The sequence below is a fragment of the Micromonospora carbonacea genome (assembly GCF_014205165.1).
GTDB lineage: Bacteria > Actinomycetota > Actinomycetes > Mycobacteriales > Micromonosporaceae > Micromonospora > Micromonospora carbonacea.
The window spans coordinates 884,213-909,389 of sequence record NZ_JACHMZ010000001.1 but is presented as its reverse complement, the minus strand read 5'-3'; the positions used below and the strand labels follow the sequence as shown (position 1 = coordinate 909,389).

General features: G+C 74.4%; 22 protein-coding genes. 11 read left to right on the top strand and 11 right to left on the bottom strand.

What is annotated here, in order from left to right; genetic code table 11:
- Positions 1-23: 23 nt before the first annotated feature.
- Together meaB and HDA31_RS04170 are read right to left on the bottom strand one after the other, a co-directional pair.
- A complete protein-coding gene (gene meaB / locus HDA31_RS04175) occupies positions 24-959 on the bottom strand; it encodes a methylmalonyl Co-A mutase-associated GTPase MeaB (protein ID WP_221486917.1) in 936 nt (311 codons plus the stop codon).
- Positions 960-1,024: 65 nt separating this feature from the next.
- Positions 1,025-2,221 carry an acetyl-CoA C-acetyltransferase gene (locus HDA31_RS04170; RefSeq protein WP_178066227.1) on the bottom strand — a complete coding sequence of 399 codons (1,197 nt, stop codon included), beginning with the start codon at positions 2,219-2,221 and terminating at the stop codon, positions 1,025-1,027.
- Positions 2,222-2,302: 81 nt separating this feature from the next.
- Here HDA31_RS04170 and mce point away from each other — a divergent pair, with 81 nt between their 5' ends.
- From mce to HDA31_RS04150, 4 genes are all read left to right on the top strand, one after another.
- Positions 2,303-2,773, top strand: a complete 471-nt coding sequence (gene mce / locus HDA31_RS04165; protein ID WP_074477404.1) for a methylmalonyl-CoA epimerase — start codon at positions 2,303-2,305, stop codon at positions 2,771-2,773.
- Between the two features lie 667 nt (positions 2,774-3,440).
- The gene (locus HDA31_RS04160) at positions 3,441-4,694 is read left to right on the top strand and encodes a coiled-coil domain-containing protein (RefSeq protein WP_074477402.1); all 1,254 of its coding nucleotides are present in this window, start codon (positions 3,441-3,443) and stop codon (positions 4,692-4,694) included.
- A gap of 180 nt (positions 4,695-4,874) precedes the next feature.
- Positions 4,875-6,989 carry a coiled-coil domain-containing protein gene (locus HDA31_RS04155; RefSeq protein WP_178066228.1) on the top strand — a complete coding sequence of 705 codons (2,115 nt, stop codon included), beginning with the start codon at positions 4,875-4,877 and terminating at the stop codon, positions 6,987-6,989.
- A 207-nt stretch (positions 6,990-7,196) separates the two neighbouring features.
- Positions 7,197-8,426 (top strand): AI-2E family transporter, encoded by a 1,230-nt coding sequence (locus tag HDA31_RS04150; protein WP_178067784.1) that lies wholly within the window; start codon positions 7,197-7,199, stop codon positions 8,424-8,426.
- Positions 8,427-8,448: 22 nt separating this feature from the next.
- On the opposite strand, the gene HDA31_RS04145 is transcribed toward HDA31_RS04150, so the two are convergent.
- The 5 genes from HDA31_RS04145 to HDA31_RS04125 form a co-directional block, all read right to left on the bottom strand.
- Complete coding sequence (locus HDA31_RS04145; RefSeq protein WP_178066229.1) at positions 8,449-9,258, bottom strand: alpha/beta hydrolase; 810 nt, start codon at positions 9,256-9,258, stop codon at positions 8,449-8,451.
- 66 nt (positions 9,259-9,324) lie between these two features.
- Positions 9,325-9,651 carry an Rv1322 family protein gene (locus HDA31_RS04140; protein WP_043966091.1) on the bottom strand — a complete coding sequence of 109 codons (327 nt, stop codon included), beginning with the start codon at positions 9,649-9,651 and terminating at the stop codon, positions 9,325-9,327.
- Positions 9,652-9,783: 132 nt separating this feature from the next.
- Positions 9,784-11,454 (bottom strand): 3-hydroxyacyl-CoA dehydrogenase family protein, encoded by a 1,671-nt coding sequence (locus HDA31_RS04135; protein WP_178066230.1) that lies wholly within the window; start codon positions 11,452-11,454, stop codon positions 9,784-9,786.
- Between the two features lie 169 nt (positions 11,455-11,623).
- Entirely contained in the window at positions 11,624-12,682 is a 1,059-nt protein-coding gene (locus tag HDA31_RS04130) for an alpha/beta fold hydrolase (RefSeq protein ID WP_178066231.1), read from the bottom strand.
- A gap of 119 nt (positions 12,683-12,801) precedes the next feature.
- Positions 12,802-13,230, bottom strand: a complete 429-nt coding sequence (locus HDA31_RS04125) for an FHA domain-containing protein (protein ID WP_178066232.1) — start codon at positions 13,228-13,230, stop codon at positions 12,802-12,804.
- 292 nt (positions 13,231-13,522) lie between these two features.
- Here HDA31_RS04125 and HDA31_RS04120 point away from each other — a divergent pair, with 292 nt between their 5' ends.
- On the top strand, positions 13,523-15,025 hold the full coding sequence (locus HDA31_RS04120; protein WP_178066233.1) for an aldehyde dehydrogenase family protein: 1,503 nt from the start codon (positions 13,523-13,525) through the stop codon (positions 15,023-15,025).
- A 41-nt stretch (positions 15,026-15,066) separates the two neighbouring features.
- Here the strand turns inward: HDA31_RS04120 and nucS are convergent, their stop codons facing one another.
- Entirely contained in the window at positions 15,067-15,726 is a 660-nt protein-coding gene (nucS, locus tag HDA31_RS04115) for an endonuclease NucS (RefSeq protein ID WP_043966085.1), read from the bottom strand.
- Between the two features lie 71 nt (positions 15,727-15,797).
- Here nucS and HDA31_RS04110 point away from each other — a divergent pair, with 71 nt between their 5' ends.
- Positions 15,798-16,415: a DUF4126 domain-containing protein gene (locus HDA31_RS04110; protein ID WP_074477388.1), complete on the top strand. Its 618-nt coding sequence runs from the start codon at positions 15,798-15,800 to the stop codon at positions 16,413-16,415.
- An 82-nt stretch (positions 16,416-16,497) separates the two neighbouring features.
- Here the strand turns inward: HDA31_RS04110 and HDA31_RS04105 are convergent, their stop codons facing one another.
- Complete coding sequence (locus HDA31_RS04105) at positions 16,498-17,106, bottom strand: hypothetical protein (protein WP_178066234.1); 609 nt, start codon at positions 17,104-17,106, stop codon at positions 16,498-16,500.
- A 662-nt stretch (positions 17,107-17,768) separates the two neighbouring features.
- Between HDA31_RS04105 and HDA31_RS31735 the strand changes: the two genes are divergently transcribed.
- Complete coding sequence (locus HDA31_RS31735; protein ID WP_246384118.1) at positions 17,769-18,764, top strand: polysaccharide deacetylase family protein; 996 nt, start codon at positions 17,769-17,771, stop codon at positions 18,762-18,764.
- A gap of 142 nt (positions 18,765-18,906) precedes the next feature.
- Positions 18,907-19,203, top strand: a complete 297-nt coding sequence (locus tag HDA31_RS04095) for a DUF1540 domain-containing protein (protein ID WP_178066235.1) — start codon at positions 18,907-18,909, stop codon at positions 19,201-19,203.
- Between the two features lie 99 nt (positions 19,204-19,302).
- Here the strand turns inward: HDA31_RS04095 and HDA31_RS04090 are convergent, their stop codons facing one another.
- Positions 19,303-21,306, bottom strand: a complete 2,004-nt coding sequence (locus tag HDA31_RS04090; protein ID WP_178066236.1) for an ethylmalonyl-CoA mutase — start codon at positions 21,304-21,306, stop codon at positions 19,303-19,305.
- A gap of 96 nt (positions 21,307-21,402) precedes the next feature.
- On the opposite strand from HDA31_RS04090, the gene HDA31_RS04085 reads away from it, so the two are divergent.
- The 3 genes from HDA31_RS04085 to HDA31_RS04075 all read left to right on the top strand — a co-directional run bounded on the left by HDA31_RS04085 (position 21,403) and on the right by HDA31_RS04075 (position 24,024).
- A complete protein-coding gene (locus HDA31_RS04085) occupies positions 21,403-22,251 on the top strand; it encodes an ABC transporter ATP-binding protein (protein ID WP_178066237.1) in 849 nt (282 codons plus the stop codon).
- Complete coding sequence (locus HDA31_RS04080) at positions 22,248-23,096, top strand: ABC transporter permease (protein ID WP_074472780.1); 849 nt, start codon at positions 22,248-22,250, stop codon at positions 23,094-23,096. The genes HDA31_RS04085 and HDA31_RS04080 overlap by 4 nt, the downstream gene beginning before the upstream one ends.
- Positions 23,097-23,220: 124 nt before the next feature.
- Complete coding sequence (locus HDA31_RS04075) at positions 23,221-24,024, top strand: alpha/beta hydrolase-fold protein (protein WP_178066238.1); 804 nt, start codon at positions 23,221-23,223, stop codon at positions 24,022-24,024.
- A gap of 133 nt (positions 24,025-24,157) precedes the next feature.
- On the opposite strand, the gene HDA31_RS04070 is transcribed toward HDA31_RS04075, so the two are convergent.
- Positions 24,158-25,006 carry a 3-hydroxyacyl-CoA dehydrogenase family protein gene (locus tag HDA31_RS04070; protein WP_043966069.1) on the bottom strand — a complete coding sequence of 283 codons (849 nt, stop codon included), beginning with the start codon at positions 25,004-25,006 and terminating at the stop codon, positions 24,158-24,160.
- Between the last annotated feature and the right edge of the window lie 171 nt (positions 25,007-25,177).

Sequence of the window (25,177 nt, the reverse complement as noted above, 5' to 3'; positions counted from 1 at the left end):
GCCGGGGGTCCGCAGTGGACGCGTCAGGAGCCGATCTGGGCCAGCAACTCGTCGGCGGCGGCGTACGGGTCGAGCGCCCCCTCGGCCACCTTCGCGGCGAGCGCCGGCAGCTCCGTACCGTCGTGCAGCGAACCGATCCGCGCCCGCAGCACGCCCAGCGTGATCGCCTCGATCTCGGCGGCGGCCCGCTTCTCGCGGCGGCGGCGCAGCTCGTCGTGCTCGACCAGCCAGCCGCGGTGCTTGTCGATCGCGGCGGCGACGTCGTCGATCCCCTCGCCCCGCGCGGCGACCGACCGCACCACCTGCGGCCGCCACTCGCCGGGCCCCCGCTCGCCGAGGGCGATCATGCCCTGGATGTCGCGGACGGTGGCGTCTGCGCCGTCGCGGTCGGCCTTGTTGACCACGAAGACGTCGGCGATCTCCAGGATGCCGGCCTTCACCGCCTGGATCGCGTCGCCCATGCCCGGGGCGAGCAGCACCAGCGTCGTGTCGGCCAGCGAGGCGACCTCGACCTCGGCCTGCCCGACGCCGACGGTCTCCACCAGCACCACGTCGCAGCCGGCGCCCTCCAGCACCCGCACCGCCTGCGGGGTCGCCGCCGACAGCCCGCCGAGGTGGCCCCGGCTGGACATCGACCGGATGTAGACGCCCGGGTCGGTGGCGTGGTCCTGCATCCGGACCCGGTCGCCGAGGATCGCCCCGCCGGTGAACGGGCTGGACGGGTCGACGGCCAGCACCCCGACCCGGTGCCCGCGCGAGCGCAGCGCCCGGACCAGCTCGTTGGTGGTGGTCGACTTGCCCACCCCGGGCGACCCGGTCAGCCCGACCACCTGGGCCTGCCCGGCGTACGGCGCGAGGGCCGCCGCCACCCGGGGCAACACCTCGTCGCCGGATTCGACCAGGGTGATCAGCCGGGCCACGGCGCGCGGGTCGCCGGCGCGGGCCCGCTCCACGAGCATCGGCACGTCCCGGCTGCGGCGCACCGACGGCACGCCGCCGGCCGGGACCTGCGCGACGGCTCCGCTCACTGCTGCTCGGCGGGGTCGGGTACGTGGATGATCAGGGCGTCGCCCTGGCCCCCGCCGCCGCAGAGCGCCGCCGCGCCGGTGCCACCGCCGCGCCGCCGCAGCTCCATGGCGAGGGTGAGCACCAGCCGGGCCCCGGACATGCCGATCGGGTGGCCCAGCGCGATCGCGCCGCCGTTGACGTTGACCTTGTCGTCGCCGATGCCCAGGTCGCGCATGGACTGGATGCCGACCGCGGCGAACGCCTCGTTGATCTCGACCAGGTCGAGGTCCTCCACCCCCAGGCCGCCCTTGCGCAGCGCGTGGTTGATCGCGTTGGAGGGCTGCGAGTGCAGCGAGTTGTCGGGGCCCGCCACGTTGCCGTGCGCGCCGATCTCGGCGAGCCAGGTCAGCCCCAGCTCCCGGGCCTTCGCCTCGCTCATCACGACCACGGCCGCGGCCCCGTCGGAGATCGGCGAGGCGCTGCCGGCGGTGATCGTGCCGTCGGAGGTGAAGGCGGGGCGCAGCCGGCCCAGCGACTCGACGGTGGTGTCCGGGCGGATGCCCTCGTCCTCGCTGATCACCACCGGGTCGCCCTTGCGCTGCGGGATGACCACCGGGGTGATCTCGTCGGCGAAGTGGCCGTTCTTCTGCGCGGCGGCGGCCCGCTGGTGGCTGGCGGCGGCGAAGGCGTCCTGCTCGGCGCGGGTGATGCCGTGCCGCGCGCCGTGCCGCTCGGTGGACTCGCCCATCGAGCAGCAGTCCCAGGCGTCGGTCAGCCCGTCGAGGGCCATGTGGTCCTTGATCGTCACGTCGCCGTACTTGTAGCCGGCGCGCTGGCCGAGCAGCAGGTGCGGGGCGTTGGTCATCGACTCCATGCCGCCGGCCACCACGACGTCGAACTCGCCGGCCCGGATGAGCTGGTCGGCCAGGGCGATCGCGTCCAGGCCGGAGAGGCAGACCTTGTTGATCGTCAGCGCCGGCACGGACATCGGGATGCCCGCCTCGACGGCGGCCTGCCGGGCCGGGATCTGCCCGGTGCCGGCCTGGAGGACCTGGCCCATGATGACGTACTGCACCTGCTCGGGGGGCACCCCGGCGCGCTCCAGCGCGGCCTTGATCGCGATGCCGCCGAGCTTGGTGGCGGGAAGGTCCTTGAGGTTGCCGAGCAGGCGACCCATCGGGGTCCGCGCGCCGCTGACGATCACCGAAGCCATGTGCTTGCCCTCCGAGGGGGGTGCCGAGCTGTGAACCTTAACGATTGTTCGGTTGGACGGGTGTTCGGTCAGACTAACGCCATGGCTGAGAACTCCCCCGTCGAGCCCGCTGCCGACTTCGTCACAGACATCGGCCTGCGCCGCATCGACCACGTCGGGATCGCCGTCGCCGACCTCGACGCCGCGATCGACTTCTACCAGCGCACCTTCGGCATGCGCTGCGTGCACACCGAGACCAACACCGAGCAGGGCGTCCGCGAGGCGATGCTGACGGTCGGGCCGACCGCCGAGGGCGGCTGCGTGCAACTGCTCGCCCCGCTCACCCCGGAGTCGACCATCGCCAAGTTCCTCGACCGCTCGGGGCCCGGCGTGCAGCAGGTGGCGTACACGGTGGCCGACATCGACGCGGCGTGCGCGGCGCTGCGCGAGCGCGGCCTGCGGCTGCTCTTCGAGACCCCGCGCCGGGGCACCGCCGACTCCCGGATCAACTTCGTCCACCCGAAGGACGCGGGCGGCGTCCTCGTCGAGCTGGTCGAGCCCGCCCGGCGGTGAAAGGTGAAAGGAAGGGCCCCCTGTTAACGCATTCTGTAGAGCAGGGGCCCCTTCTTAACCACCCCCACCCCACCCCGCGCCGGCACCACCACAGCCCCCCGCGCGAGCGCAGTGGTGCGCGGCCGAGTTGATCGACTTCACGTCGGTGACCTGGCGGTGTCGACGGGACGGGAGACCCCCATCCGGCCGACATGAAGTCGATCAAGCGGTCCTGCAGCCGCTGACCCCCCGGCCGCCGGCGAGTCGTCCGGGGAGGCCCAGTCGGGCATCGCGGTGGTCGGGCATTGCCTTTCGACGCCGGCTGCGGTCCCCATTTCGCGCGATGCCGGCACGGCCGACAGGGAAAATCGCCGGCACCGGCCGACAAGAAACCGGCACGGGCCGGCAAAGGACCGCCGGGCGCTCCCGCGGCCCTTTTCCCGCACGCCCCCGCGCGCCCGAACACCCGCCCACCGGGCCACCCGGCCACCGCCCACCCGGCCGCCCGACCACTCGCCTCCGGCGCGCCCGACCATCCGCCCACCGGGCCGCCGGACCGGCCCGGGAGCTGCCAAGATCGCCCACCGATCGGACCCGCCCGACGGCAGTCAGTTGACCATGTAAACAGGACACGAAAGGCCCGCACCGCTCTTGCGAAGCACCCCGGGGGGTCTGCGAGTATGTCCCAATGCCCCAGCAGCAGTCCTCCCCTCTTGCGTTCTTCGATAACGCGAACTCGCAGCCAGATTTCACCGTTGGCCTGCGCGGATACAACGTCGGGCAGGTCGATGACTTCATCGGTCGGCTGACCGCCGCGCTGACCCAGTCCGAGCAGGCCCGCGCCGAGGCCGAGCAGCGGATGAACGACGCCCAGCGTCGGCTCCGCCAGGCCGAGCAGCGCCAGAGCGCGCTGGAGCAGAAGCTCGCCGAGACCAACAAGCAGCTCGAGGAGAACAGCCGGCCGACCCTCTCCGGCCTGGGCACCCGCGTCGAGCAGATCCTGCGGCTGGCCGAGGAGCAGGCCAACGACCACCGCAACGAGGCCAAGCGCGAGTCCGAGGGCATCCTCTCCGCGGCCCGCCTGGAGGCGCGCGAGATCACCGACAAGGCCCGCGCCGAGGCCGCCGCGATGAAGGCCACCGCCGAGCGCGAGGCCGGCAGTGTCCGCACCGCCGCCGAGCGCGAGGCCGCCGAGGTGCGCGTGCAGGCCCGCCGGGAGGCCGACACCCTGCGCGCCGACGCCGAGCGGGAGACCAAGCAGCTGCGCACCGTCACCGCGCACGAGGTCGCCGAGCTGAAGTCGACCGTCGAGCGTGAGGTCGCCACCCTGCGCGCCACCGCCGAGCGGGAGATCACCCAGCAGCGGGCGAAGGCCGCGCGGGAGGCCGAGGAGAAGCGCGCCGAGGCGACCAAGCTCCTCACCGACGCCCGCGACAAGCGCGACAAGGACCTCCAGGCCCTGGAGCTGCAGCTCGCCGAGCGGCGCGAGAAGGCCGAGCGCGAGGAGTCCGAGCGGCACGCCGCCCAGGTCGCCCAGACGCAGAAGCTGGTCGGCGAGGCCGAGCAGCGCGCCCGGGCCGCCCAGGAGCGGGCCAAGGAGATCGAGCAGCGCGCCGAGGCCCGCCGGGTCGAGTCCGAGCGCACCGCCAACGACACCGTCGAGAAGGCCAAGGCGCTGTCCGAGAAGACGCTCAACGAGGCCAAGGCCGAGGCGAAGCGGCTGCTCACGGAGGCCCGCACCGAGGCCGACCTGACCACGCAGGCCGCCCGCCGCGAGGTCGAGGACCTCACCCGGCAGAAGGACGCCGTCACCTCGCAGCTCGGCCAGATGCTGTCGGGCCTCGCCGGCATCGTGCCGGGCGTGCCGCCGGCGCAGGCCAAGCCGGAGCCGGCCAAGGCGGACGGCAAGGACGAGCGGGTGAGCGCGGAGTCCGCCGGCTGACCGACCGCACGGCCGGGGGGCATGGACACGGCGCGGGGTGACACCGGGTAACCGGTGGGACCCCGCGCCGTATGCGTTTTCCCGCGCCGCGGCACGGGCGTCGGTAACGGCAGTGAATCAGCTCCCATCCGGGGCGTCCGTATCGCCCCAGCCGAGCCGGATGCGTGTGAGGATGGGGGCATGTCGCACGGCGAGGAACTGTTCGCTCTCGGCGGGGATGTGACGACGGAGCCCAGCTTCGAGTCCGCCCTGCGGGGGTACGAGAAACGACAGGTCGACAGGTACGTCGCTCGCGCGGAGCACGAGATCGCGACACTGGCGGCCGAGCGGGAACAGGCGTACACCCAGATCCACAAGCTGGCCGGGCAGGTCGAGGTGCTGCAACGCGACCTCGCCCAGGTGCGCAAGCAGGTCGGCGTGGTGGACCGGGCCTCGTTCCGGCACCTCGGCCCGCGGGTGGAGCAGATCCTCGTCCTCGCCGAGGAGCAGGCCGACGACATCCTCGCCGCCGCCAACGAGGAGATCGAGGCGCGGCGGGCCGCCGCCGAGCACATCGTCGCGGAGGCCAAGGAACAGGCCGCCCAGGCGCTCAAGGACTTCGAGATCGCCCTCGCCGCCCGGCGGGCCGAGGAGGAGCGGCACGGCGCCGCCCGGCGCGCCGAGGCGGACGCCACGCTGAAGGCCGCCAAGGACGAGTCCGCCCAGCTGCGCGCGGCGGCCAAGGACGAGTCGACCCGGCTGCGCAAGGCCGCCCAGGAGGCCCTGGAGAAGGCCCAGCAGGAGGCGACCCAGCTCCGGGACGCCGCGAAGGAGATCCACACCCGGGCCCAGCAGGAGGCGACCAAGCTGCGCGAGGCCGCCCGGGAGGCCCTCGCCAAGGCCCAGCAGGAGGCCACCCAGCTCCGCGAGGCGGCCAAGGAGGTGCACGCCAAGGCCCAGCAGGAGGCGAAGCGGCTCACCGACAACGCCACCGAGGCCAGCCGGGCCACCCACGCCAAGGCGTTGCAGGAGGCCAAGCGGATCACCGACGACGCCGAGGGCGCCGCGAAGGCCACCCGCGACCGGGCCCGGCAGGAGGCCGAGCGGGTCACCGCCCAGGCGGCCGAGGCCGGCAAGCGCCAACGTGCCGACACCGAGGCGTACGTGCAGCGGATGCGCACCGAGACCGAGGCGTACGTGCAGCAGGCCCGCGCCCAGACGCAGCAGGAGCTGGGCGCCTGGCGGGCCGGGGTGGAGCAGGAGGTCAACGGCCGGCGCGAGGCGGCCGACCGGGAGCTGGCCCAGCGCAAGGAGGCCGCCGAGCGGGAACACTCCCAGCGCCGCGACGAGCTGGACCGGCAGCACACGGCCCGGCAGACCGAGCTGGAGCAGCAGTACACCGCCCGGCGGGCCGAGATCGAGGACGGTGCCGCGGAGATCCGGCGCGCCGCCGAGCAGGACGCCCTCACGATGCGCCGGCAGGCCGAGGAGGAGGCCGCCGACCTGCTGGGCCGGGCCGAGGCCGACGCGACCGACAAGCGACGCCGGGCCGACGAGCACGTCGCCGCGTCCCGCCGCCAGTTCGAGGAGTACGCGGCCACCACGCAGCAGCATCTGGCCACCACGCAGCAGCACCTCGCGGCGACCCAGCAGGAGGTGGCCGCCGGCCGCCAGCAGCTCGCCCAGGTGATGCTGGAGATCGCCCAGGCCCAGCAGCAGCTGGCCGACCTGCGGCAGGAGACCTGGCAGTCCCGGCAGGAGTCGGACGAGCTCCAGCATCAGCTGCTCGACCTGCGGCAGCAGCTGGCCGGCGTCCGGCTGTCGGCCACGGCGGGCGCGCCGGTGGCCGGGCCCGCGAAGGCGGGCGACACGCCGAACGGGACCGAGCCGGCGACGACGGCCGGCGCGCCGAAGGGGACCGGGCCCGCGAAGGCGACCGGCGCGCCGAAGGGCACCGAGCCGGTGCCCGTGAAGGCGACCGGGTCGGCGACGGCAGCCGCCGAGTCCGGCGAGCCGGTGCAGCCCGCGCGGGTCAAGGCGACCGCCGACGCGGGGGTGGCGAAGGCCGTGCCGGCCGACGACGCCGCCCCGGCCCGGACCCGGCCGGTGGCCGAGCCGGTGACCACGGTGGACGGGGGCGCGGCCAGCGCCGGGGTGGACGGCGAGCCGACGGTGGCCGCGGTGCCCGGCGAGGGCGGCCGGGGGGCGACCCCCACGAAGATCACCAGCACCGGCGAGAACGGCAAGCGGCCGACCAAGCCGACGACCGACGAGCGCAGCGCCCGGCCGAGCAAGGTGTCCGTCGAGTCCGAGTGAGCCGGGGTGGCCGGGCCGTCCGCCCGGCAACTACCCTCCTGTCGGCAGGACCCGCGCCCGGCCAGGGCCGTGGGCGGCTGACGACGACGCTCCGGGCGCATCCGCCGGAGGGCGGAGGAGGTCTCGGTGGCGGACGGCGCACGGGCGCACGGCGGGCAGCCGGACGACAGGCCGGTGAGCCACGAGCCACCGGTAAGCCACGGACCGGTGGGCCACGGGCAGCCGGCCCGCACCGGTCCGGACGGCGACCCGGCGGACCGCGCCACCCCCGTCGGCCCCCCGCCCGGCGGCGACCGGCCGGACGACGACCGGCCGGACGACGACCGGCCGGACGACGACCGGGCGGACCCCGGCGACTTCGACCCGCCCGGCGCGCTCGCCGCCGGCTCGGGCCGCTTCGGGGTGCCGGGGCGGCCCCTGCGCCGCAACAGCTTCCTCGTCGGCTTCACCGGCGCACTCGGCGTGCTGCTGGCGTACGCCGTCTTCCTCGGCGTCCGCAACTCGGCCGGCATCCTGGTGCTGGTCGTCATCGCGCTCTTCCTCGCCGTCGGGCTCAACCCGGCGGTGGTCCGGCTGCGCTCGTGGGGCCTGCCCAACGGGCTGGCCGTCGCGGCGGTGACGCTGATCGTGCTGTCGCTGATCGTCGGCGGCCTGGTGGCGCTGGTCCCGCCGGTGGTCACCCAGTCCGGGCAGTTCGTCGAGCAGTTGCCCAGCTACGTCGAGGAGCTGCGCCGCAACGAGGCCGTCAACGACTTCGTCGTCCGGTACGACGTGATGGCGAAGGTGCAGGCCGCGGCCAACGCCGACACCGTGGGGCGGGCGCTCGGCGGGGTCCTCGGCGGCGCCCAGCTCATCTTCGGCACGGTCTTCCGGGCGCTCACCGTGCTGGTCCTGACGATCTACTTCCTCGCGTACTTCGACCGGCTGCGCCGCGTCGGGTACGCGCTGGTGCCCCGCTCCCGCCGGCACCGGGTGCGGCTCATCGGCGACGAGATCCTGGCGAAGGTCGGCGCGTACATGGTGGGCGCGCTGAGCATCGCCGTGCTGGCCGGGGTGACCACCTTCGTGTTCGCGCTGGCCGTCGGGCTGCCGTACCCGTTCGCGCTGGCCGTGGTGGTCGCGGTGACCGACCTGATCCCGCAGATCGGCGCCACCATCGGCGCGGTGGTGGTCAGCCTCGTCGGCTTCGCCACCGACCTGCCGGTGGGGATCGCGTGCGTCGCGTTCTTCGTGGTCTACCAGCAGGTGGAGAACTATCTGATCTACCCGAAGGTGATGCGCCGCTCGGTCGAGGTCAACGAGGTCGCGGCCCTGCTCGCCGCGCTGCTGGGGGTGTCGCTGATGGGCGTGGTCGGCGCGCTGATCGCGATCCCGACGGTGGCCGCCCTCCAGCTCATCCTGCGCGAGGTGGTGCTGCCCCGCCAGGACTCCCGCTGACCGCCGCCCGCCCCGACCGGGCTCAGTCGGCGGCGTCGGCCTTCGGGCCCGGCACCGGGACGTCGGCGAACGAGGCGACCGTCCGGTCGGCGTACGCGCTGACGTCGCCGGTGGTCATCGGGCCGTCCCAGGTGCGGGGCAGGGGCAGCGGGGCGGCCGGGTTGACCCGGCGGACGATCTCGTCGAGCACGGTCTCGGCGTCGCCGACCCACAGGTGCTTCGCGCCGGGCACCCCGACGACCTCGGCCTGCGGCACCGCCGCGAAGCGCCGCCGCGCCTCGTCGGGGCGAAGGTAGTCGTCGAACTCGGGCACCAGGGCGGTCAGCGGCTTGCCCTCCTGCGCCCAGTGCGCGAGATCGGCGGGGGCGGAGAAGCGCAGCGGCGGGGAGAGCAGGATCGCGCCGGCCACCGCCGGGTCGCAGCCGTACTTGAGGGTCAGGTCGGTGCCGAACGACCAGCCGACCAGCCAGACGTTCGGCAGCTCGGCGAACTCGGCGTACTCGATGGCGGCGGCCACGTCGAAGCGCTCGCCGACGGCGTTGTCGAACGCGCCCTCGCTGGTGCCCCGCACGCTGCTGGTGCCGCGCGTGTTGAACCGGAGCACGGCCAGGTCGGCCAGCGCCGGCAGCCGCCAGGCGGCCTTGCGGAAGACGTGGCTGTCCATCATCCCGCCGTGGGTGGGCAGCGGGTGCAGGCAGACCAGCGTGCCGGCCGGCTCCTTCGCCACGGGGCGGGCCAGCTCGCCGACGAGGGTCAGGCCGTCGGCGGTGTGCAGCTCGATGTCCTCGCGGTGCCCGGGCAGGATCGAGGACGCGCGGATCGGTGTGCTCACCGTCCCAGTCTCGCGCGTCGGCGCCGGCACCGCCCGCCCGGGCGGAAACAGGGTGATCCAGATCGCTCAGCCGTAGCGGGGCGCGCCCCGCCCGCGCTGGATCCCGGGGCCGCGCCGGTCCCGCGCCCGCCAGCACCCGCTGTGCCAGTGCCGGCGGTCGGTGAGGTCGCCCCGGTCGTCGGCCGGCCAGGCCACCAGGTGCGCCACCCCCGGGCGGATCTCCTGGTCGCAGCCCGGGCAGCGGTACGTCTTGACCGACGCGCCGCCGCTGATCCCGCGCACCTGCCAGTCGCCGTCGCGCCACTGCTGCACGGTGGGCACCCCGTGGCGGGCCCGGTCGGCGTCGAGGTGGGCGTGCTCGTCCCGGCGGGGACGGTTGCGACGGGGGCTCACCTCGTCAAGGTTACGGTCGGTTCCCCACCCCGGCCCGGCGAGGTGCGCGGCTGCGCGGCCCGGCCGGCGGAAGGTGCCGCACGCGCGGGGGCGGCCCGGCCGGCGACCGGGGCCACCCGCCGGGGCGGCCCGTCAGCGGCCGGGGTGCTCGCGGAAGCCGCGCCCGGCCCTGCGGCCCAGGTAGCCGGCGGTGACGAGGTGCTCCAGCAGCGGGGCCGGGGCGAGGCCGGGGTCGCGCAGCTCGCGGTACAGCGCGCGCTGGCTGGCGAGCGCCACGTCCAGGCCGACCGCGTCGAGCAGCTCGAACGGGCCCGTCGGGTAGCCGCAGCCGAGCTTCATCGCGTGGTCGATGTCGTCGATGGTGGCGTAGCCGGCCTCCAGCATCTTCACCGCGTCGTTCAGGTACGGGAAGAGCAGCGCGTCGACCACGAAGCCGGCCCGGTCGCCGCAGACCACGGCGGTCCTGTCGAGCGTGGCGCAGACGGCGCGGGCGGTCTCGGTGGCCTCCGCGCCGGTGCGGACGGTCCGCACGATCTCCACCAGGGGCCGCGCCGGCACCGGGCCGGAGAAGTGCAGCCCGATCACGTCGGCGGGCCGCCCGGTGGCCATCGCGATGTCGATCACCGGCAGCGACGAGGTGGTGGTGGCGAGCACGACGCCCGGCTTGCAGACGCCGTCGAGGCTGGCGAACAGCTCCTTCTTGACGTCGAGGTCCTCGGCCACGGCCTCGACGACCAGGTCGACCTCGGCCAGGCCGTCGAGGTCTCCGCCCGGGGCCACCCGGACCACCTCGTAGCCGGCCCCGGCGAAGACCTCGACGAGCCCGGCGGCCGTCGCCCCGGAGCCGACGACGCCGACCCGGGCGACACGGCGCGCGCCGTCGCCGGCCGCCGGCCGCTCCTGCGGGGTCGACCCGTCCGGCACGACCTTCGCCGAGCCCGGCTTCTCGTAGGTGTAGAAGCCCCGGCCGGACTTGCGGCCGAGCAGGCCCGCGGTGACCATCTGCCGGACCAGCGGCGCCGGGGCGTGCCGGCGGTCCCGCCCGCCGCGCCGGTACATGGTGTCCAGGATCTCGCACGCGGTGTCGAGGCCGATGAGGTCCAGCAGGGCGAGCGGCCCCATCGGCAGGCCGCCGCCGAGCTTCATGGCGGCGTCGATGTCCTCGCGGCTGGCGTAGCGCGACTCGAACATGCCGACGGCGTGGTTGAGGTAGCCGAAGAGCAGCGCGTTGGCGATGAACCCGGCCCGGTCGCCGATGGTGACGCCGACCTTGCCGAGCCGGGCGCAGAGGGCCTCGACGTCGGCGACCACGTCGGCGGCGGTGACCACCGTGCGGACCACCTCGACCAGCCTCATCACCGGGGCCGGGTTGAAGAAGTGGATGCCGACGACCTGCTGGGGTCGGCCGGTGGCGACGGAGACCTCGGTGACCGACAGCGAGGAGGTGTTGGTGGCGAGGACCGCCTCGGGCTTGCAGACCCGGTCCAGTTCGGCGAAGATCCGCCGCTTGAGGTCGAGGCGCTCGGGGACCGCCTCGACCACCAGGTCCACCGAGTGCAGCGCGGCCAGCCCGACCTGGAAGTCGACCCGGGCCAGCAGGGCGTCCCGGTCGGCCTCGGCGAGCTTGCCCCGGGCGACGGCCCGGTCGGTCGAGCCGGTCAGGTGGGCCCGGCCACGGTCGAGGGCGGCGTCGGAGACCTCGACCGCGACGACGTCGATGCCGTTGCGCGCGAAGACCTCGACGATGCCGGCACCCATGGTGCCCAGCCCCACAACGCCCACGCTGGTGAACTCGCGCGCCACGACCGGCCTCCCCAATGCTGCGCGGGACCGCGGGACGGGACCCCCGCGGGACCGCTTGAACGGTCACTAAGGTTCTGCGCGCGAGTCTGCCACGCGACGGTCCGCCGCCGGGACGCGGAGGGTGCCGGCGGCTCCGGCCGGGCGGCTCAGTGGCTCCGGCAGGGGCCTGTCAGCGGCTCCGGCCGGTCAGCGCCAGCAGCTCGGCGACGAACTCCGCCGGCCGCTCCAGGTGCGGGCTGTGCCCGCACCCCGGCAACACCACCTCGCGGTACGCCCCGCCGGCCGCAGCGTACCGGTCGAGCACCGCCCGGGTCTGCCCGACCATCGGCTGCGGCGGGCAGTCCCGCTCCCCCGGCCAGCCGGGCACCACCCCGAGCGACCCGAGGTGGGCCAGGTCGAACAGCGAGGTGTCCGACACGATCACGTCGGCGTCGCCGCGTACCCAGGTGACGGGGGGCTTGCCGGCGACGGCGACGAGGTCGTCGGCGATGCGGAAGTGGGCCGGGGCGAGCGCGTTGAGCACGCCGCTGCCGCCGGCCGCGATGCCCGGCCAGTGCGGCGAGGCGACCGCCGTGCCGGGGTAGTTGCCGTCCCCGGTGGCGGTGGACAGGAGGCTGTCCAGCAGCAGTTCCTCGTCGTCGCCGAGCGACGCCGGATCGGCCACGTACGCGGTCCGCAGCACGTTGCGGGGGCTGGTCGGGCCGTCCGCGCCCCGGTCGCCCGCGACCAGCCGGGCCACGAAGTCCCCGTTCGCGGTGCCGCCGCCGGTGCCCGCGAAGTCGGGCGTGGTCGGGGTGCCGGCCAGGTCCCGGGTGCCGCCGAAGCCGTACGGGGAGACGGGCGCGGAGAGCAGCAGCCCGGCCACCCGGCCGGGGTGGTCGACCAGCAGCCGCATCGCCACTCCCCCGCCGAGGGAGTGCCCGACCACCACCGGCCGCGCGCCGGGGGCGAAGAGCCCCGGGGCGTCGAGCAGGGCGGCGACGTCGTCGGCGAAGTCCCGCAGGCCCCGGGTGGCGTCCACCGCGGCGGTCTCGGTGCCGCCGTAGCCGCGCAGGTCCGGGGCGACCACCCGGAGAGTGTCGGGCAGCCGCCGCAGCAGCGGCTCCCAGAACGCCGAGGACGAGCAGTTGCCGTGCACCAGCAGCACGGGCGCGCCGTCGGGCGGGCCGGCCACCCGGACCCGCTGGACGATGCCGTTGGCCTGCACGGTGTGCTGCGTGCTCTCCATGCCGCGGCATGCTGCCACGGGGCGGCGGCCGGCTCCATGTGGGCGGCCCACATGAAAGGAGGGGCCCCCTGTTAACGCCCGTGGTAGAGAAGGGTCCCCTTCTCGCCCGCCGGCACGGGTCAGACGCGGGCGGCCGGCGGGGTGGCGACGGGCAACGGCAGGGTGGGCCGGCGGTCGCGGCGCTGCGGGCCCAGTTGGGGGGCCAGCCGCAGCCCGACCGGGTCGGTCCGGGCCAGGCCCGGGTCGAAGAAGCGCAGCTCGGTGCGGCCCAGCCGGATCACGTCCCCGTCGGAGAGCAGCTCCGGCGACTCGATCCGGCGGTCGTTGAGCCACGTGCCGTTGGTCGAGCCCAGATCCTCAAGCCACACCCCGTCGCCCGACAGCCGTACGCTGGCGTGCCTGCGGCTCAGATGCGGATCGTCCACGCTGACCTCCGCGGTCGTCGCACGGCCGATCACCTGTGGCGTGCGGCCGAGCCGGAAGCTCACCCCACGCATCGGTCCACCCGCCACCGCCAGCAGCGGCATCAGTTCCGGAAAGTCCTCCATGGACGGTCAGCCTCCAGCCACCGGTGTCCGGCGTCAGCCTGCCAGCACACCGCATCGATGCCCACCACCGCCCGGACACCTCCCGGTCCCCGGGCGGACAACTCCCGTTAGCCGATTCGGCTTTCGCCGGTGGCGCACCAGGGCCGTTGGTCCCGTGCCGAAAACCGACTCCCGGGTCCGCCGGTCCCGCCCGGGAGGCCCCGCCACCAGGCCCGTTGGCCCCGCGCCGGGGTCGGCGTACGGGCCACCCGAACACCTACCGACGAGTAGCTTCGGGGTCTACACTTCCGCCATGACGGCTGTGCGTGTCCCGGGTGCCCCGATCATCTCAGACGGCCGGCTGGTCTCCACCAGCCCCGCCACCGGGGCCGAAGTCGGTCGACTGCCCGTCGCCGCCGGGGACGACGTCACGCGCGCGGTCGCGCGGGCCCGCGAGGCGGCCGGCTGGTGGGCGGGGCTCGGCTTCACCGGCCGCCGGGAGCGGCTGCTGCGCTGGCGGGGTGTCCTCGCCCGGCGGATCGAGGAGCTGGCCGAGCTGATGCACGCCGAGGGCGGCAAGCCCGTCCCGGACGCGATCGTCGAGGTCCTCACCGCCATCGAGCACATCGACTGGGCCGCCCGCAACGCCGGCCGGGTGCTGCGCCCGCGCCGCGTGCGCTCCCGGCTCATCCTGGCCGAGTTCACCGGCCACCTCGAATACCAGCCGTACGGGGTGGTCGGCGTCATCGGCCCGTGGAACTACCCGGTCTTCACCCCGGTCGGCTCCGCCGCGTACGCGCTCGCCGCCGGCAACGCGGTCGTGCTGAAGCCCAGCGAATACACCCCCGTCGTCGGCCAGTGGCTGGTCGACAGCCTCGCCGAGGTGGTGCCCGAGCAGCCCGTCCTCACCGCCGTGCACGGCCTCGGCGACGTCGGCGCGGCCCTGTGCCGATCCGGGGTCGACAAGCTGGCCTTCACCGGCTCGACGGCCACCGCCAAGAAGGTGATGGCCGCCTGCGCCGAGACGCTCACCCCGGTCCTGCTGGAGGCCGGTGGCAAGGACGCGATGATCGTCGACAGCGACGCCGACCTCGACGCCGCCGCCGAGGCGTGCGTCTGGGGCGGGCTCACCAACGCCGGCCAGACCTGCATCGGCATCGAGCGGGTCTACGCCGTCGAGCCCGTCTTCGACGCGTTCGTCGGCAAGGTCGTCGAGCGGGCCGGGCGGCTGACCGTCGGCGCCGACGGGGCCGACATCGGGCCGATCACCATGCCCGGCCAGCTCGACGTGATCCGCCGGCACATCGACGACGCGCTGGCCCGGGGCGGGCGGGCGGTCCTCGGCGGCGCCGACGCGGTGCAGCCGCCGTACGTGCGCCCGACCATCCTGGTCGACGTGCCGGAGGACTCGCTCGCCGTCCGCGAGGAGACCTTCGGCCCGACGCTGACCATCAACCGGGTCCGCGACGCCGAGGAGGCGATCACCCGCGCCAACGCGCTCCCGTACGGCCTGGGGGGTTCGGTCTTCGGCCGGCGGCGGGCCGTGGCCATCGCGCGGCGGCTGCGCTCGGGGATGGCCGCGGTGAACTCCACCCTGACGTTCGCGGGCATGTCCACCCTGCCGTTCGGCGGGGTCGGCGAGTCCGGCTTCGGCCGCATCCACGGCGAGGACGGGCTGCGCGAGTTCGGCCGCCCCAAGGCCGTCACCCGCCGCCGGGCCCGGTCGCTGCTGCCGGCGATGACCTTCGAGCGCACCCCCGCCGACGTCGCCCGCCTGGTCAAGGTCACCAAGCTGCTGTACGGCCGCCGGCGCTGACTCGGCCGCCGGGTGACGCCCGCCGAGCGGGCGGTGAGCGCTCAGAACAGGGTCAGCTCGTCGCGCTCGATCCCGCGCAGCTTGTCGTAGTCGACGACCACGCACCGGATGCCCCGGTCCGTGGCCAGCACCCGGGCCTGCGGCTTGATCTCCTGGGCGGCGAAGACGCCGGTGACCGGGGCGAGCAGGGGGTCGCGGTTCATCAGTTCGAGGTAGCGGGTGAGCTGCTCCACCCCGTCGATCTCGCCGCGCCGCTTCACCTCGACGGCGACGGCGCCGAGGTCGGCGTCCCGGCAGAGCAGGTCCACCGGCCCGATCGCCGTCATGTACTCCCGGCGCACCAGCGTGTAGCCCTCGCCCAGCGCCGTCGGGTTGGCCGCCAGCAGCTCCTGGAGGTGCGCCTCGACGCCGTCCTTGCGCAGCCCGGGGTCGACGCCCAGCTCGTACGAGGTGTCCTGGAAGACCTCCTCCAGGGTGATCCGCAGCTCCTCGCCGGCCTTGTTGACCACCCGCCACACGCCGGGGGCCTCCTCCAGCCGGCAGGGCGGACTCATCCAGTTCAACGGCTTGTACGCCCGGTCGTCGGCGTGGATCGACACCGACCCGTCCGCCTTCACCATCAACAGGCGCGTGGCCAACGGCAGGTGTGCCGAGAGCCGTCCGACGTAGTCCACCGAGCACTTCGCAATCACCAGCCGCACCCGAAGAGGGTAGCCCAGACGCCGGCGTCCACCGCCGAGCGGCACTGGCGCGCCGGTGCCATGCTGAGACGGTGTTCGAAGTCCTCACGGGTACCGGGCTGGCCGCGTCGGCCGGCCTGAACGCCTACATACCCCTGCTGACCATGGGACTGCTCGCCCGCTACACCGATCTGATCGACCTGCCCGGCGGCTGGCAGTGGCTCGGCAACGGCTGGGTCGTCGCCATCCTCGCGGTGCTGCTCACCGTCGAGGTCGTCGCCGACAAGGTGCCGGTGCTCGACCACGTCAACGACGTCGTACAGACCGTGGTCCGGCCGACCGCCGGCGGCCTGGCCTTCGGCGCGGGCGCCACCTCCGAGACGGTCACCGTGAGCGACCCGGGCAGCTTCTTCTCGTCCAACGACTGGGTCCCGGTGGTCACCGGCGTGCTCATCGCGCTCGGCGTCCACCTGCTCAAGTCCGCCGCCCGCCCGGTGATCAACGCGACCACCGCCGGCTTCGGCGCGCCGGTCGCCAGCACCGCCGAGGACGCCACCAGCGTCGTCATGTCCCTGGTGGCGATCATCCTGCCGGTGCTGGTGCTGGCCTTCCTGCTCGGCCTGGCCGCCTTCACCGTCTGGTTCCTGCGCCGCCGCCGGGGCCGCCGCCGCGAACGCCAGGCCGCCCGCGCCGCCGGCTACCGCGTCTGATCCGGTACGCCCCACGCAACCGCCACCGGCCGGGCCCCGTCATCGGGGCCCGGCCGGTGGCTGGTTGTGGCTGGTTTTGGTGTCAGCTGTTGTTCCAGTGCCGGGTGACGAGGTCGGCGGCCTGCTGTTCCCACTGCGCGTACGCGTCGGGGTAGGCCGACACCTGCACCGTCTGGGCGGCGTCGGTCAGGGCCATGTCCTGCCAGCCGTCGACCTGCTTGAGGCCCTTGAGGAACGCCGTCGTCGCATACTCGGGGTCGGTGATCTGCTCCGGCGAACCCCAGCCGCTGGAGGGGCGCTGCTGGAACAGGCCGAGGGAGTCGTGGTCGTTGCGGTCACCCAGGTGGCCCAGGTTCTCCAGCTTCGACTCCTGCAACACCGTGCCGATCGAGATCACCGCGGCGCGCTCGTCCAGGCCCGCCTTCTTCGTGGCGGCGATGACGGCCTTGACGTTGGCGGTCTGCTCCGGGTCGAGGTCGATGCGCGACTGCGCGCCCTGCACACCGTGGGGGATGAGCTTCCCGGCGTCCACGCCAGCGGCCTTGTCGGCCTGGACGGCCTGGACGGCGGCGACGGGCCGCGCGTCAACAGTGTCGGTGGTGGCGTGGTGGAGGGGGCCGGCGGCGAGGCCACCGGCGAACGCGAGTCCGGCGATGCCGAGGACGCTCTTGCGCAGGATGGTCGTGTTCATGGGGGGGTGACTCCAATCCGGGGGTCGGCACACCCACCTGCGCCGGGGAAGGCTCAGGGGTGTGCGAGCACCACGTCGAGGCGCCCGAACAACGAACAAAGGGGGAAAGACGAGGGAGGGCCGGGCCGGCTGCCATGTGCGGTACCGCGCCGGGTCCAGGTGTAACGACCGGCGACCCGCCCCCATTCCCGGCGACCGGCCACCACGCTGGGGGGGCGGGGGCTGCTGGGTCGGGGGGTCTGGTGGGTGCTGCTTCGGTCGTGCGTCAGGTGTAACGACCCCGACCCCGCCGAGATTCCGGCCCTCGGGTGCCGCCGGCCACCCCACCCCCGGTCCCGCGCCCGGGCCGGTGCCGGCCTCGACGCCCACGCCCCGCACCCACTCCCCGCCCACCCCACCCACCCCGCCAAGTCGGACAATCCGCCCATCCCGGTGGGGGCGTGACGGGATGCCGGGCAGGTGGGGGTATCAGCGGGCCGGGATACCGCCATCTGCCCGACATGAAGTCGATCAAGCCGGCCGCCCCCGCCTCGACCCACCCCGCCACGCCCCACCTCGCACCGGCCCACCCCGCGCCGCCCGACACCGACCCGCCCCGCCCGACGGCGTGGCCCCGGTGGGGTGGGGCAGCCGACGGGCACCCGCCAAGAGATCATCTCCCGGTGCCCGCACAGACCTCTCGCGTACCACTGATCGCGACGCTCGCCGCCCTGGCGGGCGTCGCCGTCCTCCTCGTCGCGCCCGCGCCGTCGGACGCCCCCGGCCGGGCCGCCATCGGCCGGGTGCCCACGTCCGCGACACCCCCCGCCACCGACGGGGAGGACCAGCCCGGCCAGGGGACGAACCGCCCGACCCCGCCGGTGTCGGCATCGGGGCGACCGGGAGACCCCTCGCGGCCGGAACGGGACGGGCGGGCCGACGAGCCCGGCGCGGTACCCTCCGCCACGGCCCACCCGGGCGCGAGCCGCACCGACCGGCGGCCCCCGGTGGTCGACCACGGGCCGCGCGTCGGCAATCTGGTGGCGTTGACCTTCGACGCGGACATGACGGACGCCATGCGGTACCAGCTGCGCAGCGGGGCGGTGCGGTCGTACGCGAACCTGGCGATCATCGACCTGCTGGAGCGGGAGCGGGTGCCGGCCACCTTCTTCCTGACCGGCAAGTGGGTCGAGGAGTACCCCGGGGTGACCCGTCGCCTGGCCGCCAATCCACGCTTCGAGCTGGCCAACCACACGTACGGCCATCTCGCCTTCACCGCCGACTGCTACCAGTTGCCGACGATCCCCCGGCAGCGGATGGCCGCCGACGTGGCCAGGACGTTCGACGTGATCGCCCCGTACGGCGGCCGGCAGACCCGCTACTTCCGTTTCCCCGGGCTGTGCCACGACCGCACCGCGCTGGCCGAGCTCGCCCCGCTGGGCGTGACCGTGGTGGACGGGGACGTCGTCAGCGGGGACCCGTTCGCGAAGTCCTGGCGGCCGGTCGTCGACGCGGTGCTGTCCCGGGTGCGTCCCGGCTCGGTCGTCGTCCTGCACGTCACCGAGGCGAACGCCCCCATGACCGACGAGGCGCTGCCGCGCATCCTGGCCGGGCTCGCCGAGTTGGGCCTGCGGCCGGCCCCGCTCTCCGAGGTACTGGAGGCGAGACCGGCCGGGTGACCCGGTGGCCCGATCGCAGCTCGCGGCCTGATCGCGGTCGGCGGCCCGATCGCGGTCGGCGGGCCGGGACGGCCGATCGGCTACGACAAACCCGGCAAAAACCTAATATGGGAGGAGACCCGAGAGCCCAGAGGAGGCCGTCATGACTACGGCGATGGAGATGCCCCGCGTCCAGGAATGCGTGGTCGCGGCCTGCGCCTACAACCACACCGGCGACTGCCACGCGTTCGCCATCACGATCGGCAGCGCCGATCACGCGCACTGCCACACCTTCGTCGAGATGCCGATCCGGGGTGGCATCGACACGATGATCGCCCAGGTCGGCGCATGCCAGCGCTCGGACTGCCGGCACAACTCCGACCTGGAGTGTCATGCCCCGGCGATCCGCGTCGGGCCGGACAACGACATGGCCGACTGCATGACCTACGCCAGCCGCTGACCCACGTCCGGCAACCGACCCGCCGCCGCTGGCGGCGGCCACGGCAGGTGTTAAGAGGGGCCCCTTGTACAACGGAATGCGTTAACAGGGGGCCCTTCCTTACAAGCCGTTGGCGTGGCGGACCACGGTGACCAGCTCGTCGACGATGCCGGTCAGCGCGAAGTCCCTCGGCGTGAAGACCCGGGCGACGCCGGCCGCCCGCAGCGCGTCGGCGTCGCCGGCCGGGATGATGCCACCGACCACCACCGGCAGGTCGCCCCGGCCGGCGGCGCGCAGGCCGTCCAGCACCGCCGGCACGACGGCCAGGTGCGAGCCGGAGAGCACGGACAGGCCGACGAGGTCGACGTCCTCCTCCACGGCGGCGGCGACGATCTGGCCGGCGGTCAGCCGGATCCCCTGGTAGATCACCTCGAAGCCGGCGTCGCGGGCGCGCACGGCAATCTGCTCGGCCCCGTTGGAGTGCCCGTCGAGGCCGGGCTTGCCGACCAGCAGCCGCAGCCGACCGCCGCCCAACTCCCGGCCGGTCACGGCGACGCGCTGCCGCACGGCGGCCAGGGTCGCGTCGCCGCCGGCCCCGACGCCGCCGGCCAGCCCGGTCGGCGCCCGGTACTCGCCGAAGACCCGCCGCAGCGCGCCGGCCCACTCGCCGGTGGTCACCCCGGCCCGCACGCACTCCAGCGTCGCGGGCATCAGGTTCGCGGTGGTCGCGGCGTCCGCGCGGAGCCGCTCCAGTGCCGCGTCGACGGCCGCGCCGTCGCGTCCGGCCCGCCAGTCGCGTACGGCGGCCACGGCCGCCGCCTCCACCGCCGGGTCGACCTGCTCGATGGAGTCGGCGCCGGCGGCGGTCAGCGGCGACGGCTCGGTCCCGGTGAACCGGTTGACGCCCACCACCGTGTCCGCGCCGGACTCCAGCCGGCGACGGCGCTCGGCCAGCGAGGCGACCAGCGCGCTCTTGAGGTATCCGGATTCGACGGCGGCCACCACGCCGCCCATCCCCAGCACCTTCTCCAGTTCGACCCGCGCCCCGGTGACGATCCCGTCGACCAGCGCGGTCATCACGTGCGAGCCGGCGAACAGGTCCGGATATTCCAGCAGGTCGGACTCGTACGCGAGGACCTGCTGCATCCGCAGCGACCACTGCTGGTCGAAGGGGCGGGGCAGGCCCAGCGCCTCGTTCCAGGCCGGGAGCTGCACGGCGCGGGCGCGGGCGTCCCGGGAGAGGGTGACGCCGAGCATCTCCAGCACGATGCGCTGGACGTTGTTCTCCGGCTGGGCCTCGGTCAGCCCGAGCGAGTTGACCTGCACCCCGTACCGGAAGCGGCGCTGCCCGGGGTCGGTCACGCCGTAGCGGTCGCGGGTGATCTCGTCCCAGAGCGCGCCGAACGCGCGCATCTTGGCGGTCTCCTCGACGAACCGCACCCCGGCGTTGACGAAGAACGAGACCCGGGCGACGACGTCGCCCATCCGCCCGGGCGGCACCTGGCCGCAGTCGCGCACCGCGTCGAGGACGGCGACGGCGGTGGCGAGGGCGAAGCCGACCTCCTGCACGGGCGTCGCCCCGGCCTCCTGGAGGTGGTAGGAGCAGATGTTCACCGGGTTCCACCGGGGCATCCGGAGCAGCGCGTACGCGACCAGGTCGGCGGTGAGCCGCAGCGACGCCGCCGGCGGGAAGATGTACGTGCCCCGGGACAGGTACTCCTTGATGATGTCGTTCTGCGTGGTGCCGGCGCAGCGGGCCAGCTCCGCCCCCTGCTCGGCGGCGACCGTGCCGTAGAGGGCGAGCAGCCACATGGCCGGCGCGTTGATCGTCATGGACGTGTTCGTGTCGGCCAGCGGGATGCTGTCGAAGAGGGCCCGCATGTCGCCGAGGTTCGCCACGGGCACCCCGACCCGGCCGACCTCGCCGGCCGCGAGCTCGTGGTCGGGGTCGTATCCGGTCTGGGTGGGCAGGTCGAAGGCGACCGACAGGCCGGTCTGCCCCTTGGCCAGGTTGCGGTGGAAGAGGGCGTTGCTCGCGGCGGCCGAGGAGTGGCCGGCGTAGGTGCGCATCACCCAGGGGCGGTCGCGCTCGGGCAGCCGGCCGGCGGGGGCCTTCTCGTCCATTTCCGGAGTTTAAGTTACCGGTCAGTAGAACGGGTTGTGCAAAACCACACAGGCCCGCCTGCCCGCCCGTCCCGCCCAGGTCGCACACTTGACGGCATGGATGACGAGCTGGCGATCTCCGTCCGGGGGCTGCGCAAGGCGTACGGCGACAACGTCGCGGTGGCGGGCGTGGACCTCGACGTCCGGCGGGGCGAGGTGTTCGCGCTGCTCGGCCCGAACGGGGCGGGCAAGACCACCACGGTGGAGATCCTGGAGGGCTACCGGCGGCGCGACTCCGGCGAGGTCCGGGTGCTGGGCAGCGACCCCGCCGCCCCAGCCCCGGACTGGCGCTCCCGGGTCGGCATCGTGCTCCAGGGCACCGGCGAGTTCGACGAGCTGACCGTCGGCGAGGTGGTCCGGCACTTCTCGGGCTTCTATCCCGACGCCGACGACCCGGCGAAGGTCGTCGAGCGGGTCGGCCTCGGCGCGAAGGCGAAGGCCCGCACGCACACCCTCTCGGGCGGGCAGAAGCGCCGCCTCGACGTGGCGCTGGGCATCATCGGCCGCCCCGAGCTGCTCTTCCTCGACGAGCCGACCACCGGGTTCGACCCGGAGGCGCGGCGCGAGTTCTGGGAGCTGATCCGGGACCTGGCCGCCGCCGGCACCACCATCGTGCTGACCACCCACTACCTCGACGAGGCCGAGGCGCTCGCCGACCGGGTCGGGGTGATCGCCGCCGGACGGGTGATCGAGGTGGCCCCGCCGAAGCTGCTAGGCAACCGCCAGGAGTCCCTGGCGACGGTCTCCTGGCGTACCCCCGACGGGGTGCCGGAGAGCGCGGAGAGCGCGACGCCGACGGCCCTGGTCGCCGAGCTGGCCGCGCGCTACGGCGGTGAGGTCCCCGGCCTCACGGTGACCCGGCCGACCCTGGAAGACGTCTACCTGACCATGATCGGACACCGATGACGACCACGACGAAGCCGGCGGCCCCGGCCACCGCCGCCGCGCCCGCCCGCCGGCCGGGCGCGGGCACGCTCGCCCTGCGCCAGGGCCGGCTGGAGATCACCCAGTTCCTGCGCAGCCGGGAGTCCGTCGTGTTCACGATGGGCTTCCCGATCATCATGATCCTGATCTTCGCGGCCATCTTCAGCGACGAGATCGCCCCCGGGGTGAGCTACACGCAGTACTTCATCACCGGCATGATCGCGACCGGCCTGATGACGGTCAGCTTCCAGAACCTGGGCATCTGGATCCCGATCGAGCGGGACCGGGGGGTGCTGAAGCGCTACCGGGGCACGCCGATGCCGAAGTGGGTGTGGTTCGCCGGCAAGGTGATCATGGTGGTGGCGGTCGGCGTCGCCGAGACCGCCCTGCTGCTCGCCGTCTCGGTCGCCCTGTTCGACCTGGAACTGCCCGGCACGGCCGGCAGGTGGCTCACCTTCGGCTGGGTCTCCGTCCTCGGGGTCACCGCGTGCACGCTGTGCGGCATCGCGATCTCGTCGCTGGCCCGCACGGCGCGCAGCGGCTCGGCCGTGGTCACCCCGGTCGCCCTCGTCCTCCAGTTCATCTCCGGCGTCTTCTTCGTCTTCACCAACCTGCCCTCCTGGATGCAGCAGGTGGCGGCGCTGTTCCCGCTGAAGTGGATGTGCCAGGGCCTGCGCTCGGTCTTCCTGCCCGACGGCTTCGGCGCGCAGGAGCCGGGCGGCTCGTTCGAGCTGGGCCGGGTCGCCCTCGTGCTGGGGCTGTGGTGCGTGATCGGCCTGGTCCTGTGCCTGACCACCTTCCGCTGGACCACGAAGCGCGACGGCTGACCTGGCGCAAGGAAGGGCCCCCTGTTAACGCATCCGGTAGAGCGGGGCACCCCGCTCACCGCCGGCCCCCACCCGCGCCGGGCGCGGGGCAGCCGCTGCGGGGCGGGGCTGGGAGACTGTGCCGGTGGTGGCACGACTGAGTCGGCGCGGGGTGCTGGTGGCCGCGTCCGGCGCGGCGGTGCTCGCCGTGGGCGGTGCCGTGGCGGCCCGGGAGCTGATCCGCCCCCGCCCGGGGCCGGCCCCCGCGCTGCCGGACGCCCCGGCCGGCGACGAGCGGCTGCTCCGGCGGGAGTCGGCGGCCCGGGGCCGTACCGTCGACTTCTGGACGGCCGTGCCCGCCGGCCACGGCGACGGGCGGGGGCTGCCGGTCTGCCTGGTGTTGCACGGCGCGTCGGCCACCCCGCGCGACTACGCGCGCTTCGGTCTCGCCCGGTTCCTCACCGACGCCGTGCGCGGCGGCGCGCCGCCGTTCGTCCTCGCCGGGGCGACCGGCGGCCGGCTCTCCTGGCGCCCGTCGGGGGCCGACGATCCACAGCGGATGGTGCGCGAGGAGGTGCCGGCCTGGTGCGCCGAGCGCGGCTTCGACGTCGCCCGGGTCGCCGCCTGGGGCTGGTCGATGGGCGGCTTCGGGTCGCTGCTGCTCGCGGAGACCTTCCCCGGCTGGCTGCGCGCGGTGGCCGCCTTCTCCCCCGCCGTACACGCCGGGGACGCCGTCTTCACCGGCGCGGCCCGGCTGCGCGGCACCCCGGTCGGGCTCTGGTGCGGCCGGCAGGACGGGCTGCTGGACGACGTGCAGGCGCTGGCCCGCGCCCTGCCCGAGCCCCCGGTCCGGGAAGGGTACGCCGACGGCCGGCACGACTTCACCTACTGGGGGCGGGTCGTCCCGGACGCCTTCGCCCTGCTGGGCGCCGCCCTCGCCCGCCCCTGACGTCGACCGGCGGCGGGCGGGGTCCCCGGGAGCGGGCTGCGGGAGGGCCGCAGGGCGTGGACGGCGACGTGGCCCGCAGGGCACGGGCGGCGGGAGGGCCCGCAGGGTGCGTCTGCGGGCCACGCCGCGCCCGTCAGTACGTGTAGAAGCCCTTGCCCGTCTTGCGCCCCAGGTCGCCGGCGGTGACCATCCGCTGGAGCAGCTCCGGCGGGAAGAACTTCTCGTCGGCCGTGTCGGTGTAGATGTTCTTCGAGGCGTGCATGAGCACGTCGACGCCGGTCAGGTCGGTGGTCGCCAGCGGCCCCATCGCGTGCCCGAAGCCGAGCTTGCAGGCGGTGTCCAGGTCCTCGGCCGACACCACGCCGGACTCGACCAGCTTGACCGCCTCGACGACCAGCGCGGCGATCAGCCGGGTGGTGACGAAGCCGGCGATGTCCCGGTTCACCACGACGACGGTCTTGCCGATCTCCTCGGCGAACGCCCTCGCGGTGGCCAGGGTCTCGTCGCTGGTCTTGTAGCCCCGGACCAGCTCGCACAGCTTCATCATCGGCACCGGCGAGAAGAAGTGCGTGCCGACGACCGACTCGGGGCGCTCGGTGACGGCGGCGATCTGGGTGACCGGGATGGCGGAGGTGTTGGTGGCGAGCACCGCGTCGGCCCTGCAGAGCTTGTCCAGGGCCCGGAAGACCTCCTGCTTGATCTCCAGCCGCTCGAAGACCGCCTCGACGACGATGTCCGCGTCGGCCACCGCCTCCAGGTCGGTCGTCGGGGTGATCCGGCCGAGCGCGGCGTCCACCTCGCCCGGCTCGATCTTGCCCTTCTCGGCGAACTTCTCCAGCGACTTCCGGATGCCGGCCAGTCCGCGGCCGGTGGCCGCGTCGTCCAGGTCCCGCAGCGTCACCTGCCATCCCGCCTGCGCCGCCACCTGGGCGATGCCCGAGCCCATCAGCCCGGCCCCGACGACCGCGAGTCGACCCGCCATCTGCTTCTCCCTCGCCTGATTGAGTGTCTGTCAGCACCCTAGCGGCGAGACTGAACGAAGGCTAAGGCCAGGGCCACGCGGTGCACAGGCTGGGACGAGGCCCCCCGACCCGCGCCGGGGCACGGGCCGCCGGGCACGGGCCGCGCGGCGCGCGCCGGGCCCGCCCGCGCG